Annotated in this window: 18 protein-coding genes; 5 read left to right on the top strand and 13 right to left on the bottom strand. The window is 64.2% G+C overall.

The features are described from left to right. The first annotated feature begins 13 nt into the window (after window positions 1-13). Window positions 14-493, top strand: coding sequence for a cupin domain-containing protein (locus E8Q40_RS08500; RefSeq protein WP_137043971.1), 480 nt, complete (start codon window positions 14-16; stop codon window positions 491-493). A gap of 3 nt (window positions 494-496) precedes the next feature. Here the strand turns inward: E8Q40_RS08500 and E8Q40_RS08495 are convergent, their stop codons facing one another. The 5 genes from E8Q40_RS08495 to E8Q40_RS08475 form a co-directional block, all read right to left on the bottom strand. Next, window positions 497-1213 carry a glutathione S-transferase gene (locus tag E8Q40_RS08495; RefSeq protein WP_137043970.1) on the bottom strand — a complete coding sequence of 239 codons (717 nt, stop codon included), beginning with the start codon at window positions 1211-1213 and terminating at the stop codon, window positions 497-499. 57 nt (window positions 1214-1270) lie between these two features. Then, window positions 1271-2530 (bottom strand): diguanylate cyclase, encoded by a 1260-nt coding sequence (locus E8Q40_RS08490; RefSeq protein WP_137043969.1) that lies wholly within the window; start codon window positions 2528-2530, stop codon window positions 1271-1273. A 138-nt stretch (window positions 2531-2668) separates the two neighbouring features. Beyond that, complete coding sequence (locus tag E8Q40_RS22415) at window positions 2669-2863, bottom strand: hypothetical protein (protein WP_370455238.1); 195 nt, start codon at window positions 2861-2863, stop codon at window positions 2669-2671. 35 nt (window positions 2864-2898) lie between these two features. After that, window positions 2899-3102, bottom strand: a complete 204-nt coding sequence (locus E8Q40_RS08480) for a cold-shock protein (protein WP_056910468.1) — start codon at window positions 3100-3102, stop codon at window positions 2899-2901. A gap of 421 nt (window positions 3103-3523) precedes the next feature. Next, window positions 3524-4498, bottom strand: a complete 975-nt coding sequence (locus E8Q40_RS08475) for a TIM44-like domain-containing protein (RefSeq protein ID WP_137043968.1) — start codon at window positions 4496-4498, stop codon at window positions 3524-3526. A gap of 246 nt (window positions 4499-4744) precedes the next feature. On the opposite strand from E8Q40_RS08475, the gene E8Q40_RS08470 reads away from it, so the two are divergent. Both E8Q40_RS08470 and E8Q40_RS08465 read left to right on the top strand, forming a co-directional pair. Next, a complete protein-coding gene (locus E8Q40_RS08470) occupies window positions 4745-5005 on the top strand; it encodes a hypothetical protein (protein ID WP_137043967.1) in 261 nt (86 codons plus the stop codon). 95 nt (window positions 5006-5100) lie between these two features. Then, a complete protein-coding gene (locus E8Q40_RS08465) occupies window positions 5101-5313 on the top strand; it encodes a hypothetical protein (protein WP_137043966.1) in 213 nt (70 codons plus the stop codon). Here E8Q40_RS08465 and E8Q40_RS08460 read toward each other — a convergent pair whose 3' ends face one another. The 8 genes from E8Q40_RS08460 to flgB form a co-directional block, all read right to left on the bottom strand. Next, the gene (locus E8Q40_RS08460) at window positions 5314-5562 is read right to left on the bottom strand and encodes a hypothetical protein (protein ID WP_137043965.1); all 249 of its coding nucleotides are present in this window, start codon (window positions 5560-5562) and stop codon (window positions 5314-5316) included. Between the two features lie 170 nt (window positions 5563-5732). After that, window positions 5733-8354, bottom strand: a complete 2622-nt coding sequence (cckA, locus tag E8Q40_RS08455; protein ID WP_137043964.1) for a cell cycle histidine kinase CckA — start codon at window positions 8352-8354, stop codon at window positions 5733-5735. A 164-nt stretch (window positions 8355-8518) separates the two neighbouring features. Beyond that, the gene (flhB, locus tag E8Q40_RS08450) at window positions 8519-9589 is read right to left on the bottom strand and encodes a flagellar biosynthesis protein FlhB (RefSeq protein WP_137043963.1); all 1071 of its coding nucleotides are present in this window, start codon (window positions 9587-9589) and stop codon (window positions 8519-8521) included. Window positions 9590-9600: 11 nt separating this feature from the next. Continuing rightward, window positions 9601-10371, bottom strand: a complete 771-nt coding sequence (gene fliR / locus E8Q40_RS08445; RefSeq protein ID WP_137043962.1) for a flagellar biosynthetic protein FliR — start codon at window positions 10369-10371, stop codon at window positions 9601-9603. A gap of 104 nt (window positions 10372-10475) precedes the next feature. Continuing rightward, window positions 10476-10739: a flagellar biosynthesis protein FliQ gene (fliQ, locus tag E8Q40_RS08440; RefSeq protein ID WP_137043961.1), complete on the bottom strand. Its 264-nt coding sequence runs from the start codon at window positions 10737-10739 to the stop codon at window positions 10476-10478. Between the two features lie 112 nt (window positions 10740-10851). Beyond that, window positions 10852-11175, bottom strand: a complete 324-nt coding sequence (gene fliE, locus E8Q40_RS08435) for a flagellar hook-basal body complex protein FliE (protein ID WP_137043960.1) — start codon at window positions 11173-11175, stop codon at window positions 10852-10854. Window positions 11176-11224: 49 nt separating this feature from the next. Further along, window positions 11225-11635, bottom strand: a complete 411-nt coding sequence (flgC, locus tag E8Q40_RS08430) for a flagellar basal body rod protein FlgC (RefSeq protein ID WP_137043959.1) — start codon at window positions 11633-11635, stop codon at window positions 11225-11227. A gap of 46 nt (window positions 11636-11681) precedes the next feature. Then, window positions 11682-12095: a flagellar basal body rod protein FlgB gene (flgB, locus tag E8Q40_RS08425; protein WP_137043958.1), complete on the bottom strand. Its 414-nt coding sequence runs from the start codon at window positions 12093-12095 to the stop codon at window positions 11682-11684. 303 nt (window positions 12096-12398) lie between these two features. Here flgB and E8Q40_RS08420 point away from each other — a divergent pair, with 303 nt between their 5' ends. Together E8Q40_RS08420 and fliP are read left to right on the top strand one after the other, a co-directional pair. Continuing rightward, window positions 12399-13451, top strand: coding sequence for a flagellar biosynthetic protein FliO (locus E8Q40_RS08420; RefSeq protein WP_246663041.1), 1053 nt, complete (start codon window positions 12399-12401; stop codon window positions 13449-13451). Between the two features lie 32 nt (window positions 13452-13483). Next, the gene (fliP, locus tag E8Q40_RS08415) at window positions 13484-14215 is read left to right on the top strand and encodes a flagellar type III secretion system pore protein FliP (RefSeq protein ID WP_137046640.1); all 732 of its coding nucleotides are present in this window, start codon (window positions 13484-13486) and stop codon (window positions 14213-14215) included. Window position 14216: the final 1 nt, after the last annotated feature.

The following is a 14216-nucleotide window of genomic DNA, read 5'->3' as shown; positions in this document are numbered from 1 at the left end:
GGAAAGTTGACCGATGACCATCAAGCTTCGCCGCGTCGTGACCGGACATGACGAACAAGGCCGCGCCAAAGTCCTGATCGACGAGCAGGTCAAGAACACGTTCTCCCATCGCGCCGGCGCGGAATTCAGCGTCATCTGGTCCACCGAAGGTTTCCCGGTGAACAATGACGGCAACGAAGATCCGGCGGGCAAGAAGATCGGCACCGCGATCGAGAATGGCAGCGTGTTCCGCATCGTCAGTTTCGCGCCCGGCGTCGCGCCGCGCAATCACCGCACTTCGTCGATCGATTACGGCGTCGTCATGCAGGGCGAGATCGACATGATCCTGGACGATGGCGTCACCGTCACGCTGCGCGCCGGCGACCTCTTGGTTCAGCGCGGCACCATCCACGACTGGGTGAACAAGGGCACCGAGACTTGCGTCATCGCCTTTTCGCTGATCGCCGCCAAGCCCGTCACCGCGAACGGCAAGCCGCTGCTGCCGCAGGGCTGATCCTTAGCCGTCGAGTTCGGGATAGTGCCGGAAGATGCCGTCCTCGTTGAACGGCACGCGGCGCTCCGAGGCGCAATAGGCCTTGATGCCATCGCGGCCTGCCACGCGGTCGCGGACCTCGACGACGCGCGGCACTTTCGCCTCAAAGCGCTTGGCAGCCTTCGGGAAAGCGTAGCGTAACCCCTCGACCAGTTGGAACAGCGACAGATCGGTGTAACTGACACGGCGGCCGAGAACGTAGGGCCCGCCGCTGTTGGCGATCACGGTGTCGAAATAGCCGAGGAACTTCGGCACCCGGTCCTTGAGGAAGTGCGCGGTGTATTGCTTTGCTTCCTGCTTCTGGTCGTCGTAATAGAGCCCGGTGGCGATCGGGTGGTGGGTGCCGTGCACTTCCTGGACGAAGTCGGTCACGGTGAGCTGCAGCGCGTTGAGCCAGAGCCGGGCGCCGTCGTCCTTGGGCGCGAGGCCGTGACGCGGCCCGAGATAGAAAAGGATGTTCGCCACCTGCGCGATCACCAGCTTACCGGCTTTGAGGAATGGCGGCGCAAAGGGCGGCCGCTTCTCGCCGACGCCCTCGCCTTTCATGGCCACCATCATCTTCGCCATGCCGCCTGGCTCGCGCGCGACGTCGTCATAGCCGGCGCCGGCGTCTTCCAGCGCGAGGCGCACGAATTCACCGCGGCCCTGCAGGCCCGGCCAATAATAGAGCTGATAGCGCATGGCTCCCTCCTTCGCGCCGCCTCAACCTGACGCATGCGCCGCATCCAAGGTCCCAGTTCAACGCAGCGCGCCAACCACCTGGTTGCGGCCCAGCGCCTTGGCCTGCTCGAGCCGTCCGGCCGCGCTCATGAACAGCGCGTCATAGCTGGCACCGTCACCGGGCGAACTGGCAAGGCCAATCGACACCGTGAGCGGACCGGCCGGATCGGCGGCCGCCGCCAACGCAATGGCGTGGCGGATGCGCTCCGCCAGCGCCAGCGCTTCATCGCCGGCTAGCCCATCGGCGATCACCACAAACTCCTCGCCGCCGAAGCGGTAGGTGAAATCGGCGAGCCGCGCCGCGCTCATGATCTCGCGCGCCGTCAGCTTGAGCAGCCAATCGCCGGCAGCGCGGCCGAAGCGCTCATTGACGGCTTTGAGGCGATCGAGGTCGATCAGCAACAACGACAGCGGCCGCTGCGTGGCGGCGGCGCCATCGACGGCGCGGCGGCCGTAGGTTTCCAGCGCATGACGGTCGAGCGTGCCGGTCAGCGCGTCACAGCCGGTGCGAGACAGCAGGCTCTCGTAGCGTTCGCGATACGTCAGCGTGTCGAACACGTCGCGCAAACGCGGTGCAGCCTGGCGGCCATGCGGCCGGTCGAAATAAACGAGGTAGAGTGTGCCGAACACACTGTAGAGCGCGACCGCGCCCATCTTGGCGATCCAGCCGCCGATCAGCACCGGCAAACCGGCCCCGGTGAGCAGGCTCAACCCCAAAAAGAACGCGACCTGGTCGAAGGTCAGCACCATGGCGCTCGCCACCAGCAGCCGCGAAAACACCCGGTCGCCGAACCAGGCACGCGTGCGCTCGTACAGCAGGATGATGATGATGCAGTCGAGAAACAGGATGGCGGTGCCCCACACCATCAGCCCGCCCATCTGGTCGAGGAAGGCGAAATCCGCGCCGCGGCCGGCCGACATCGAGGCCAGCCCGTGGTTGCGCAACACGAAGCCGAGCACGAACACCAGCACATTGCCAAACATGAGGCCGTAGATCGGCTGGCGCACCACCGCCGCGTCCTCGCGGATGTAAAGGAGCAGCAGCAACATCAGCTTGCCGGTGAACAGAACGGTCGAGCCCGGCGAGGTCACGATGCCGAGCGGCAGCGTGACGTAGAAGATGCTGGCGAGATAGGTCTCGAGGAAGTGCAGCACGCCGAGCGCGCAGAAGAACGGGCCGAGCCCGATGCGATCGCGGAGACGCAGAAGGCCGGCGAGCGCCACGAAGTAGATCAGCGCATCGACAGCCAGCAGCAGAACGTTGGTCAGTTCAGGCATCGAACCCGCATGGCAGCGGCGCCGTCAAACCGGCGCCTGCCGGCAATGTAGCGCGCGCTGGCGGAGCCCGGCAAAAAATCGGCGGCGGCACGCGAACCGCCCGCGTCTTGTCGTGATTCGGACGTCTGTCGCACCGGATCAGTTGGCAGCGAAGCAGTACAGCAGGCCGTCGCCGCCGGTCGAGCGCAGATCGGCCGGGGTGCAACCGCCGCCGGCGCCGGTGAGGATATCGTGGCGGTTCGGTTGATCGCCGCGTGACGTTGCGGCCGAAGCCGGCGGCCTGGTTGCCGTTGTCGTCGGCCTGGCGGCGCCAACAAAAAAAGCCCGGCGCATGCGCCGGGCTTCGTATTCGATACCAGAACCGGCGATCAGGCCGGCTGCAGGTTACCGGCGGCCTGCTTGCCGCGCTCGGTGACGATCTCGAACGAGATCTTCTGGCCTTCGACCAGCGAACGCATGCCGGCCTTCTCAACAGCGGTGATGTGGACGAACACGTCCTTCGAGCCATCATCCGGCTGAATGAAGCCGTAGCCCTTCTGGGTGTTGAAGAACTTCACAGTTCCGGTAGCCATCGGGTAGTTCCTTTCGCGCTCCGCGTTGTACGCCAGTTCCCCTCTTTTGGGCCGGCGGCAACTATCCAAGTTTTGGGGGATCTCTTGAAGCGCAGCCCAAAGCCGGGAGCGAACGAAGATGAGGCCGAAAACCAAGTTGCGGCGGGCCAAATAGACGTTATTCGCGGCAAGGTCAACGCCGGCCGCTGCGGCCAATGGCAGCGCGCGCTCACCCAGCCACCATGCGGCGCAGCGAAGGCGCCCCTCCCTGTCGTTAACAGACTCTAAAGCCCGCGGGGCCAGCCCTCACGGCAGTAGGCCGCTCCTGTCCGGGAACGAGACGCCTCTTGCCGACCGGGTGGTCTGATTCAAAGCCCCAAATGAAAGCGCGCGCCCTTTTCAGGACGCGCACCTTTATCTCTTCGACGCTTGGGCCGCCGTCTCAGGCCTGCTGGATCGCCGACAGCATCCATGGCGCGCCGCGCGAGCGGCGGAAGGTCCACAGTTCGGTCGCCTCGCCCGGCGTACCGCCCTCGACGACCTGACCTGTCGAGCGCTGGACGACGCTGTCGGTCAGCGCAAAGCGCATTGCGACGGTGGCGTATTCATCGTTGTTCTCGCGCCAGGCTTCCGCCAGGTCGCCCTGCAACAGCTTCACATCAGTGATGCGGTTGACCAGGCCTTGCTTGGCGTTTTCGCCGATTTCCTCGGCGAAATACGACACCATCTCCGGCATCGCATTGGCGCGCAGCGCGTTGAGATCCTCGGCCGAATATGCGGCCTGGATTTCGGACAACAGGCGCTCGAACTCATTGAAGTCCTGTTCGCCAATGGTGATCGGCTGCGTCGCCGGCGCCGCCTTTGCACCACCGAACATGCCGCCGAAGGCACCGCCCGTACCGGCGCCGAGGCCGGTGAAGGCCGCGTTGTTCTGGTTCGCGGACTGCGGGCCGTTCGCCGCGCCATAGGCCGGCGCCGGGTTGTTACGGCGTTGCCACCAGTTGAAGGCCAGACGGGCGACGAAGATGACCAATACGACCTGCAGGATCAGGCCGAGGATCGAGGCGAAGCTGCCCATGCCGGCGAGGAAGCCGCCGCCGAACAGCATGCCGAACAGGCCGGCCCCGAGGAAGCCGGCGGCCAGACCGCCGAGCAATCCGCCACCGAACAGGCCTGGACGCGCCGCCTGACCGGCAGCGCCGGTCGTCGCGGCACCTGGCTGCGCGGTTTGCGAACGCTGGATCGGCTGCGCAGCACGCGGCGCGGTGTTGGTGGCCGGCGGAGCCGAGAACGTGTTGGAGCCACGGCTGCCAAATGACCCGCCGCGCCCGGCGCGGGCGTCGGCATAGTCGGCGGCAGCCAAGGTGAAGACAGTTGCAATTGCGGCAAGCGCAATCAGCCAGCGGTTACGCGTCATGGTTCTCCATATCCTCCCGGGCCCAAATCAGGCGGATGGGAGAATAGGTATCGCGGCATGCGAATGTAAGTGCCGGCGGCCCGGCTGCGCCGCAAAGCCGCAGGCCGCCTGTGGAGCGGTCCAGGCCCTTGATTTTCCATCGGGGTTTGGCTGCTCACGACTTGTTCACCGAAGCTACCGGAACAGCCCGAACGATCATTCGTTTGCCCAACCAAGGCGTCAACCAGCCAATCCGGAGTTCGTGCGATGAAAGTCGCGGTCATAACTCTCGCAGCCGTGCTCGCTGCTTCGGCGGCACAGGCCAAGCTCACCCCATTCGACGGCGCGCGTGAGGCCAAGCCGGCCGAGGCGCAAACCGACGTGGTATCGCTTTATACCGGCCCCGCCGCTGCGGAAATGGAGCGCAATTACTTCACCGCGCCGCAAGCGGCGAACGGCCTTCCTGACCGCTGCACGGTATCGACTCTTGTGTTCACCAAGGTGACGCTGGCGCAAGCCTGTTACTAAGCTGGCGACTGCTCGTCCGCTGGAAAGCCTAGCCGGGACCCAGTTCTATTGATGTGGGTCAAGGCATCGCAGGCAGAGCGGGCATTTGCTATGGAATGGCTCATGTTTACTCTCTGCCAGAAAAATGGCTGCCAATCGCGATTGCGCCGTCCGGTACCGATCTTGAAGTCGGCGTGATGGAGAATGGCGACGTCCACGCGCTTGTATTTCCAGTCCACAAATCAGGGACGTCTTGGGTCGACGCTTCGACAAAAGAGCGCGTCGACATCCAGCCGACGCATTGGCGCAAATGGGCCGAGATTCGCTGATTAGAACGCCTTGGGTTCCCTTCTGTCATACGGCGGCAATTGTTTTTTCTTCTCTTCCTCTTCGGCGAGAAGACGCAATTCCATGGCCCGCTTCGTCGGATCGGTTTCGTCGCAAATCAGACACTTGAGTCTGTCGATATTGGCTTGAATGATTCTCCGCATATCGAACTCCCGTTGCCGCGCCACGGCGAAAACGCAGGGAAGGATGGCGCGAACGCCATCGAGTCTGGCATCGATTCCGCGTATCACGTCAGGAGGTTTGGCGATCCGTTTTGCCTAACCGCCACGATTACGTTGCGCCTCTATGGCGGCGAAGTCCAGCACCAGCAGGAAGTCGCCCCCGCCGAGTTCCGCGTTCCGAGTTCCACTGTCTCGAGGCTGCCGCGGATAGTAACATACGGCTGCCGGCCCGACCGCCATCATCCGCCGGTGAGCGTGCTCTTCACTTCGGCGACGAGTTGCTTCAGCGTGAAGGGCTTCGCGAGGAAGTGATACTGCTGGTCCTGCGGCAGGTTCTTGGCGAAGGCTTCTTCGGCGTAGCCCGACACGAAAATGAACTTCACGTTCGGATCGCGCGCGCGCAATTCGCGCAGCAGCGTCGGGCCGTCCATTTCCGGCATCACCACGTCCGACACCACCAGATCGACGTGGCCTTCCCGCTCCATGACCTCCATCGCCTCGATGCCATTGCCGGCCTCGAGCACGGTGTAGCCGCGCGAAGTCAGCCCGCGGGCATTGAGCGCACGCAGGCCCTCCTCGTCTTCCACCAGAAGAATGACGCCCTGTCCGGTCAGATCGGCGCTTGCCTGGGCCTGTTTCGCCATGGTCTCGGCCGCGGCTTTGGTGGCCTCGAGCGACTTCGCCGCATCGAGCGCCGGCGCGATCGACGGCGCGCCAACAGCAGGCTTGTCCTCGGCCGCCGGAACATAGCGCGGCAGGAAGATGCGGAAGGTGGTGCGCCCCGGCGCTGAGTCGACATAGACGAAACCGCCGGTCTGCTTGACGATGCCGTAGACCGTGGACAGACCGAGGCCGGTGCCCTTGCCGACTTCCTTGGTCGAGAAGAACGGCTCGAAAATCTTGTCGATGATGTCCTGCGGAATGCCGGTGCCGGTGTCGCTGACCTCGACCAGCACGTAATCCGCCGCAGGCATGCCCTTGTGGCCGAATTGCGCGCATTCGGCCGACGCAACATTCGTCGTGCGGATGCTGAGCGTCCCGCCGTCCGGCATGGCGTCGCGCGCGTTGACCGCGAGATTGACGATAACTTGCTCGAACTGCGACAGGTCGGCCTTCACCGGCCACAGATCGCGGCCGTGCTTGACGCCGGCGAATGTCACCTTCTCGCCGATCAGCCGCTTCAACAGCATGCCGAGATCGCCGAGCACTTCGCCGAGATCAAGGACCTGCGGCCGCAAGGTCTGTTTGCGCGAGAAGGCGAGCAATTGCCGTACCAGCGCCGCGGCACGGTTGGCATTCTGCTTGATCTGGATGATGTCCTGGAATGACGGGTCGGTCGGCTTGTGGGCGTTGAGCAGGAAGTCGGTCGCCATCATGATGGCGGACAGCACGTTATTGAAGTCGTGCGCGATGCCGCCGGCGAGCTGGCCGACCGATTCCATCTTCTGCTGCTGGTAAACCTTGTTCTCCAGCGTGCGCTGCGCCGTCGTCTCCAGCGCATAGACGATGGCCGCCTCGCCTTCGGAATCCTTGTCCTCGACCGCAAGCACGAAGAAGTTGGCCCAGCGCTCGTTGGAGCCTGCGAGTTGCGCATCGACAGGCGGGATATCTCCCTGCCCGCCGGCGGCGCGCTTGATCGCCGCTTCGAGCGCGCCGCGGTCGCGCTCGTTGACCACCGACAGGATCGAACGGTTCTCGCCGATCATGCCGTCGAACGCGGTGGCAAAGCGCGCATTGGTGCGGGCGATGCGGCCGTTGCGGTCGACCGTGGCGATCGCCATCGGCGTATTCTGGAAGAAGCGCATGAAGCGCACTTCGGCGTCGCGTTGCGCGTCCTCGCCGCTGTCCTTGCCGCGATTGAGCACCAGAGTGCGCGAGGCACCTGGCGCACCGTCGGCGCCGTAAGCGACCTTGTGGAACAGCCGCACCGGTAGCGGCCGGCCGGTGCGCGTGCGCAAGTCGAGGTCGAGCACCTCGGTCTTCACGTCGCCCGGCGCGGCATTGAGCGTGGTCAGGAGCGCCGCGCCTTCGCCCGCCACGATGTCGGCAAGCTTGAGCGAGTCGACCGCGACCTGCGCCAGATCCTGATCGAGCCAGGCCGCCAGCGTGGCATTGAGGTAGACGATGTCGCCCTGGGCATCGACTGAGAAAAACCCGGCCGGCGCGTGGTCGAGATAATCGATGGCGTGCTGCAGTTCCTGGAAAACATTTTCCTGACGCTCTCGCTCACGCGTGACGTCGGCGATCGACCAGACCGCAAATCGGGCATCGCGCCGCGACTCGCCGAGGGGGCGCACGCGCAGCCTCAACCAACGCGCCGCCTCGCCGGAGGCACCGGCTATGCGAACTTCCTCCTGAAGGCGACGGCCCTCGCGGGCGGCCTTGAGCAGACGGTAGATCGCCTCGGACACTTCCGGATCGCCGATGAAGACCCGCTCGACCGGGCGCACATCGTTGTCGTCGACGGCCCCGATCAGGTCGAGATAAGTGGCGTTGGCGTAGAATACGCGGCCCGCCTGGTCGGTGACGACGATGCCGTCGAAGCCCTGATCGACCACGGACTTTAAAAGAGGGTTGCTCTGCTCGCGGCTGGACAGCCGCATGATCCCGGAGGCAAGCGCGAACAGCGCAAACACGCCGATGGTGCCGAGCACTGACAGCAGCGCGAGGATGTAGGTCTCGGCGTGTGCCGGGCCGATATAAATCAGTCCGCCGGCGGCACCCACCAACAGCACCGCGACCAGCAGCACCATACCGACCGAGCCCGAACGCGGCGCGCTCTGGCTCTTGTCGAAGGCTTGCCGCCTGCCCTGCCCGTCGCGTGGGGCGGGGCGAGGCTCGTTCGGTCGCTCGGCGTTCATGACTTATCCAAGTGCCTTAAGCGGGCTGCTTCGCGCAAGGGCTGCCGGGCGGAAATCCCTGCCTTTGACTGGCTTTATGCGCTGCTTTGGTCCCGTTCCGGAAGCCCTGTCGTGAGATCGCGTTTCCGGACAGCGAACCGGCATCCACCCCTCCTGGAAACGCTCTAGTTACGGATCGCTCGCCGCAGTTTCATGACATAGCCGATGACCTCGGCGACCGCCTTGTAGTGCTCGGGCGGGATGGTCTGATCGACCTCGACGGAGGCATGCAAAGCGCGGGCAAGCGGCGGGTTCTCGACGATCGGCACATCGTGCTCTGTCGCGATTTTACGGATTTGCAGGGCCATCGCGTCGACACCCTTGGCGACGCAGACCGGCGCATCCATGCCGCGCTCGTACTGCAGGGCAACGGCGTAGTGCGTCGGGTTGGTGATGATCACCGACGCCTTCGGCACCGCCGACGACATGCGCTGCTTCATGCGCATCTGCCGGATCTGCTTGAGCTTGCCCTTGATGAACGGGTCGCCCTGGGTCTGCTTGTATTCTTCCTTCAACTCCTGCAGCGACATTTTCAGCTTGCCGTACCAGGTGCGGTACTGGAACAGGAAGTCGGCGGCGGCGACGATGGCCAGCAAAGCGACCACGGCGCCGAGAACCTTGAGCGAGAGCGCCGACGTAAACGGCAGCAGCGCGGCCGGGTCCATGGTGACCAGGCCTTCCATGCGGTCGCGGTCCGGCCACAGCAGCACCACCATCACCGCGCCGATGATGCCGAGCTTGATCAGGCCTTTGACGAGATTGGCCAGCGACTGCTTGGAGAACAACCGCTTCATGCCGGCGAGCGGCGAAATCTTCGAGAACTTCGGCGCCAGCGAGTCCGTCGACCAGATGAAGCGATGCTGCACGATATTGCCGGCAAGCGCCGCCAGCATCAGGATCAGAAAAGGCACCGCCAGCGCGGCCAGGAGCTCTGCACCGATCTTCTCGAACAGCCGCGGCAGCGACGGGCCGTCCATCGTGATGATCGCCGAATTGGCGATCAGGCCGCGCATGGTGGCATTGAGCTCCTTCCCCATGCCGCCCGAGAAAGTCATCAGCACCAGAGTGGCGCCGGCGATGATGAACCAGGTATTGACCTCCTGGCTCTTGACGACGTTACCCTTCTCGAACGCATCGTCTAAGCGCTTTTGGGAAGGATCTTCTGTTTTATCCTCGAGATCGGGTTCCTCTGCCATGCGCTACCCCGTCACCGGCGCGGCGCAAGGTCGAGGAGCACGCCCTCGACGTAACCGGTGAACGTCCCCATCATGGCGGCGAGCACCAGCAGCAACAGCATGAACCCGAGCAGGATCGACAGCGGCATGCCGATGAAGAACACCTGCATCTGAGGCATGAGACGGGCGAGAATGCCCAGTCCCAAATTGAAGATCAGGCCGAACACAAGGAACGGCGCCGACAATTGAATAGCGATGCGAAACGACGTCGCGACGACGCGGGTGAAGTGCTGCGCAACATCGCCCGTCAGCGGCATTTCGCCCGGCGCGAAGATCAGATAGGAGTCGTTGAGCGCCGCAATGACCAGATGATGCAGGTCGGTGGCGAAGATCATCGCCACGCCAAGTACGGCGAGAAAGTTGCCGACCACCACGCCCTGCTGGTTCTGCGTCGGATCGACCGCCATCGCAAAACCGAGCCCGAGTTGCTGGGCGACCACGGAGCCGGCGGTCTGCAGCGCCGCGATGGTGAGCCGCGCGGTCAGGCCGAGCACGGCGCCAACGATGATCTCCTGAAACAGAAGCAGCAGCACCGGCCCGAATGTGTTGAGACTCACGTTATAGGCGCTCTGGTGCAGCGGCATGATCACCACCGTCAGCGCCAGCGCGATCGTCAACCGCACCCTTGACGGCATGTTGCTCTCGCCAACGCCCGGCATGAGCATCACCATCGTGCCGACGCGGGCGAAAGTCAGCATGAATGCTGCCGCCAGGATCGGTAGGAAGGAGATGTTGATCTGCATCTGAGATTTCGAATCAGCCCGCGACTCTCATCTCTTTCATGCCCGGCCTTTCGCCTGGCATCCACGCCTTTATTTCGCGCCCTCGATTGACAGACGGGGGTGGGTCACCCCGTCACGATTCGCGATGCGATACGCAGCATTTCCGCATGCAGTTTTTCCGCCATGAACGGTAGCGCTATCAACAACGCGACGAAGATCGCCAGGATCTTCGGCACGAAGGCGAGCGTCATTTCCTGAATTTGCGTCAGCGCCTGCAGCAGCGAGATGGCAACACCAACGATCAACCCGACCAGCATCACAGGCGCCGAAACGACGATGAGCGTATAGATGGCGTCTCGCGCCACATCGAGCACTTCCGGACCGGTCATAATTTCTTCCCCACCCCCGACCGGGGGCCCCATCGAAAACAGGAATTGACGCTGAATTGGTGACGCACGCGAATACTTGGACCTCCCGCTGGCGCGGGTATTCAGGCTGCCGTTAGATGGGCATCCGCATGATTTCTTCGTAGGCCGCGATCACCTTGTCGCGTACCGCAACCACGGCGTCGATCGCCACTTCGGTTTCCGCCACGGCCGTGACGACGTCGACCATGTTCGATTGACCTTTCACCAGTTGCTGGGTCTGCATATCGGATTTTTGGCCGGTCTCATGCACCGCGCCGATGGCTTCCTTAAGTACAGAGGCGAAGCTGGTTTCGCTCTTGGGCTGAGCGACACCGATCCCGGCGAACGCCGCGGACGGGTCGGCGGCAATGCGTGCCATGTTGGCGTAGGCGCCGGCGGCTGAAATCGGGCTGGCCATAAAGGTCTATCCTTTCGAGGCGTCTGGCCTGTCTGCGGGCCGTGCGGCTTCAGGCTTTGAGAATGTCGATGGTGCGCTGGATCATCCGGCGCGTCGCACTGATCACGTTGATGTTGGCTTCGTAGGAACGCTGGGCTTCCCGCATGTCGGTCATTTCGACGAGCGAGTTCACATTCGGGTACTTGACGTTGCCGTTGGCATCGGCCGAGGGGTGACCCGGCTCGTATTTGAGGCGGAAGTCGCTCTTGTCATTGGCAACACGGCCAAGTGAGACGACGCGGGCATCCAGTGAGCGATCGAGTTGGGTATTGAAGGTCGGTATCTTGCGCCGGTAGGGATTGGCACCGGGCGAGTCCGGCACCGAATCCGCATTCGCGATGTTTTCTGAAATGACGCGCATGCGGCCGGACTGGGCCTTGAGGCCGGACGCGGCGATCGCCATCGTCTTCATGAAGTCCATCGTTCAGATCTCCGTTTTGCCGCCTTGCGCACCAGCTCGGTCGGCATCAGCGTTTGCCGAGCGCCACCTTCAGAAGCGACAGGCTGCGCGTGTAGAGCGCGGTCGCCGCCTGATATTCCATCTGGTTGTTCGCGACCTTGATCATCTCGTCCTCGAGATTGACCGAGTTGCCGCCGGGGCGAACTTCGTAGCCCTTCTTTTCGGTCGCGTATTTCGACGCCCCCGTGAGCGACAACCCGCCGCCGATATGCCCCGGCGCCGTCGCCGCCAATGTCACCTGATCGACCGGTCGCGTCGCGACCGCCACCGCGTCGTCGAACTTCGGCGCCACCAGGTCGCGGCCGCGGTAGTTCGGCGTGTCGGAATTGGCGACGTTCTGGGCGAGCACCTTCTGCCGCTCCTGCGCCCAAGACATCTTGGTGCGCAGCATCGACAGAATAGGAACATCGGTGATCGCCATTGGGGCCCCTTTCGCGCTGGAAACCGCCGGTTAAGACATCGCCGGCTTGCTTCGGCACACGACGCCAACTGGGCAGACTTTGCCGGGCTTATGGTTAACAGGTGGTAAATGGAACCGGTCTCGGCGCCTTTTCGGCCCTGCCTGTTAACCATGTGAGGCAGTTGGCTTTTCCCTGCCCGGTGCCAAACCGCCGCCGTTTTGTTAAGATTTTGATGGCGGCCGGTTCGGCAAATCGTGCCTACTGCCGTTAACTATTCGTCTGATTCTGTCGCGTTGGGTTTAACTGGTTCACGGAGTGCTTCGATGTTCGACCTCTTCGGCTCGGAAATGCCGCTGCCGGCGAAGTTCTTCATCGCCTTCGTGGCGGTGCTGGCGCTGATCGCGCTGACGGCCTGGCTGGTGCGCCGCTTCGCGGCCGACCGGCTCGGCGGCGCCAATGCGCGCGGCCGCCAGCCGCGTCTTGCCGTCATTGATGCGGCAACTGTCGATGCCCGCCGCCGCCTCGTGCTGATCCGACGCGATAACGTCGAGCATCTGATGATGATCGGCGGCCCGACCGATGTCGTCGTCGAGCAGAATATCGTGCGCGCCGCTCCCGCTGCGCCGCGCGCGCCGGAGCCGACCGCCCGCGCCGCCGAGCCGGCGTTTCGCCCGGCGCCGGCGGCCGACAATTTCCCGCTGCAGCCGGTAAGCGAATCGGCGCCGCTCCCGTCGCCGCGCCCATATCGTCAGCCGGCGACCGAAGAGCCATGGCACGCGCCCGAGCCGGGTGCCCGGCCGCGCCCCGCTACATCAGAGACCAGCCTGAGCGGCTTGGCCGCCGAACTGTCGAGCCGCATCGCGCCGCCGCCCGAAACTGCGCCGATGCGGACGGAGCCGCTGCGCGCGGCTGCCCCGCCCGTCCTGCCTCAGCCGGCGGCCCCCCCGGTCGCGCCTCCCGTCGCGCCGCCGGTGGCGATGGAGCATGAACCGGGCGAAGCGCCACAGACCGACCAGAATCTGGCCGAGATGGCGCAGCAGCTCGAAGCGGCACTGCGCCGCGCCCCGTCCGAAGGCCGGGCGCCGGTGACCGATCCGCTCGCCGTACCGGCCGCGCCGAAACCGGTCGAAGTGCCGCGCCGGGACTACAAGCTGCGCGTTGATCCGCGCATTGAAACGGCACCGGCTGCCAAGGCTGACGACGACGGTTGGCCCGAGCCGCCCTTCGAGACGCCGCGCAGCACCCGGCAAGAGCCGCGACTCGAGCGCCCCACTCCGCAACAGCCCCGCCCGGCGGCGCCCGCCGGCAAGTCTGTCTACGACAGCCTTGAACAGGAGATGGCCAGTCTGCTCGGCCGTCCGCCGGGTAAGACTTGAGGGGTCGTTCCGACCGCCGGGTTCGTCAACTTCTGACGGTGGCGGTTGGAGTATCAGGAACGCTCCTCTTCCTTGCCGCGCCGGCCGCGGCTCAGGACGTCAGCATCAATTTCGGCGGACCCGGCAATGCCGGGCTGACCGAGCGCGTCATCCAGATGATCGCGCTGCTCACGGTGCTGTCGCTGGCGCCGTCCATCCTCGTGATGATGACGTCGTTCACACGCATCGTCGTCGTACTGTCGCTGCTGCGCACGGCGATGGGCACCGCGACCGCGCCGCCCAATTCGGTGCTGGTGTCGCTCGCCCTCTTCCTCACCGCCTTCGTGATGGCGCCGACGCTGCAGACGACCTACGACAACGCCATCCGCCCGCTGGTCGCCAATGAAATCACCGCCGAGCAAGCTTTCGAGCGCGGCGCGGGCCCCTTGCGCGCCTTTATGCAGAAGCATGTGCGCGACAAGGACCTGAAGCTGTTCGCCGACATGACCCGCGAGCCGCCGCCGGCGACGCCCGAGGAAATGTCGCTCCGTATCCTGATCCCGGCCTTCATGATCTCTGAACTGAAGCGCGCCTTCGAGATCGGCTTTCTGCTGTTCATTCCGTTCCTGATCATCGACCTCGTCGTCGCTTCAGTGCTGATGTCCATGGGCATGATGATGCTGCCGCCGGTCGTGGTGTCACTGCCGTTCAAGCTGATCTTCTTCGTGCTGGTCGACGGCTGGTCGCTGGTGGCGGGATCGCTGATCCAGAGTTACGGGAATTAGG

This window comes from Pseudolabrys sp. FHR47 (genome assembly GCF_005153485.1).
GTDB lineage: Bacteria > Pseudomonadota > Alphaproteobacteria > Rhizobiales > Xanthobacteraceae > Pseudolabrys.
The sequence above is the reverse complement of the archived record's forward strand: the minus strand, read 5'-3'. Positions and strand labels throughout refer to the sequence as shown.